Annotated in this window: 3 protein-coding genes; all 3 read left to right on the top strand. The window is 64.5% G+C overall.

The genetic code is table 11. From position 1 onward, the window contains the following. The first annotated feature begins 419 nt into the window (after positions 1 to 419). On the top strand, positions 420 to 935 hold the full coding sequence (gene rplJ / locus SPHV1_RS15670) for a 50S ribosomal protein L10 (protein ID WP_054946973.1): 516 nt from the start codon (positions 420 to 422) through the stop codon (positions 933 to 935). Between the two features lie 87 nt (positions 936 to 1,022). After that, the gene (rplL, locus tag SPHV1_RS15665) at positions 1,023 to 1,400 is read left to right on the top strand and encodes a 50S ribosomal protein L7/L12 (protein WP_054946972.1); all 378 of its coding nucleotides are present in this window, start codon (positions 1,023 to 1,025) and stop codon (positions 1,398 to 1,400) included. Between the two features lie 190 nt (positions 1,401 to 1,590). Continuing rightward, positions 1,591 to 2,144 (top strand): CHAD domain-containing protein (locus tag SPHV1_RS15660; RefSeq protein WP_156367363.1); only part of this gene is annotated, 554 nt, incomplete at its 3' end.

The raw sequence follows: 2,144 nt of genomic DNA, 5'->3' as shown, positions 1-2,144 counted from the left end.
GGGGGCCCCCCCGGGGGGGCCCCCCCGTTTTTTCGTGCTCTCCTGATTCACTGCCTGATGCGCCCGAAGGAGATGCTCCATTTCCCGATGATGCCGAGTTCCCATGTCCGGCGCAGCAGGACTTTGCTTGACTCTGCGGCGCATTTCCGCCAATGGCCCGCTCCGACCGGCAGGCCTTGGGTCTGTCGTTCATCCGTCCGAGACAGTTGGTGCCGTTTTGCGGCTTAATTTCCAGCCTAGACGGGGAACAGGAAATTTTCCGGCCCCTCGCTCCTCGCAGCGCGGTGCCACTCTCGCGTTTCGGCGCGATACTCCTTCCCCATCGAACGGACTCGCCCGTGGTGCATCAGCGCCATGGTCAAACGTAGCCGGCCGTGCGGGGCGAAACCCCCAAGCGGTCACATGTGAAGGAGTAAGGCATGGATCGTTCGCAGAAAGCCGAATCGGTCGCCCAGCTCAACGCGGTCTTCAACGAGGTCGGCGTGGTGGTCATCACCCGCAACCTCGGCATGTCGGTGGCCCAGTCCACCGAACTGCGCAACAAGATCCGTGAAGCCGGCGCGACCTACAAGGTTGCGAAGAACCGTCTTGCCAAGCTTGCCATCGCGGACACCGACTATGTCGGTATCGGCGACTTCCTGACCGGCCCGACGGCCATCGCCACTTCGGTGGACCCCGTCGCAGCCGCCAAGGCCGTCGTCGACTTCGCCAAGACGACCGACAAGATCGAGATCGTCGGCGGCGCGATGGGTTCGCAGGTTCTGAACGCGGACGGTGTCAAGGCTCTCGCCTCGATGCCCTCGCTCGACGAACTGCGCGCCAAGCTCATCGGTCTCGTCCAGGCTCCGGCCACGAAGATCGCCCAGCTCTCGACCGCTCCGGCGGCCAAGCTGGCCCGTGTCTTCGGCGCCTACGCCGCCAAGGACGCTGCCTGAGCCAAGCCTCGGTAATACGATTCGAAACGATTTATCCCGGTTGGTTGCATGAGGCGCCCCGGGACCACAGATCAGGAGTGAAGTACAATGGCCGATATCGCCAAGCTTGTTGAAGAACTGTCGCAGCTGACCGTCCTCGAGGCGGCTGACCTCGCCAAGGCCCTGGAAGAAGCATGGGGCGTTTCCGCCGCTGCTGCCGTGGCCGTTGCTGCCCCCGCCGCTGGCGGTGCTGCTGCCGAAGCCGCTGAAGAGAAGACCGAATTCGACGTCGTCCTGACCGGCGACGGTGGCAAGAAGATCCAGGTCATCAAGGAAGTCCGCGCCGTGACCGGTCTGGGCCTCGCTGAAGCCAAGGCTCTCGTCGAAGGCGCTCCGAAGGCTGTCAAGGAAGGCATTTCCAAGGCTGAAGCCGAAGAAATCAAGAAGAAGATCGAAGAAGCCGGCGGCACCGTCGAGCTCAAGTAATCTTCTTTCCGGATTTTTCGGAACGAAACAGGGAAGGGCGGCTCCATCGGGGCCGCCCTTTTCTTATGCGCGCTGCTCTGCCCGCAGTCCCGGCAGGCTTGCCGCGCGCGACAATGGTGAACCATTGTTTCCCTTTTGGCATAAACGTTGGCATGGTCGCGCCCCGCAGGCGCGGCAGCTCGAGGGACGCATGGCCTACCGCTTCAAAGCCAGGGACAGCTCGGTGGAGCATGCCGTGCGCCGTATCGCGCGTGAGCAGGCGGCCCGTGCGCTGAGTGCGATCGAACACGAACCCTCGGCCATCGCCACGCACGAGGTGCGCAAGTCCTGCAAGAAGATCCGCGCGCTGATCCGCCTCGTGCGGCCGGCGTTTCCCGACTATGCGGCCGAAAATGCCCGTTTTCGCGACATGGCCCGGCTCATGGCGGGCTCGCGCGATGCCAAGGTCGTTGTCGACACCTGCAGGCTGCTGATCGATGATGCCCGTGGGGATCTGGGAGAGGACTTCTTCGCACCCTTGCTGGATGAACTGGAAGCGGCCGGCAGCGGCCTCGTTCAGGGCGAGGTCGAAGATGCCCATCTCGAGAAGGTGCGCGTCCTGATGGAAGAAAGCCGCGAGCGGGCCGCCGACTGGTCGGTCGAGGACAGGGGCTGGGGCGCGATCGGCGCAGGGCTGGCCAAGGTCATCTGCCGCGCCGGCAAGGCGGCGACCGTGGCGGCCGCCGGGCCGGGCGCGGCGGACTT

The sequence above is a fragment of the Novosphingobium sp. KN65.2 genome, assembly GCF_001368935.1.
GTDB classification, from domain to species: Bacteria; Pseudomonadota; Alphaproteobacteria; order Sphingomonadales; family Sphingomonadaceae; genus Novosphingobium; species Novosphingobium mathurense.
Note: the sequence above shows the minus strand (reverse complement) of the source record. Positions and strands in the feature narration are given on the sequence as shown.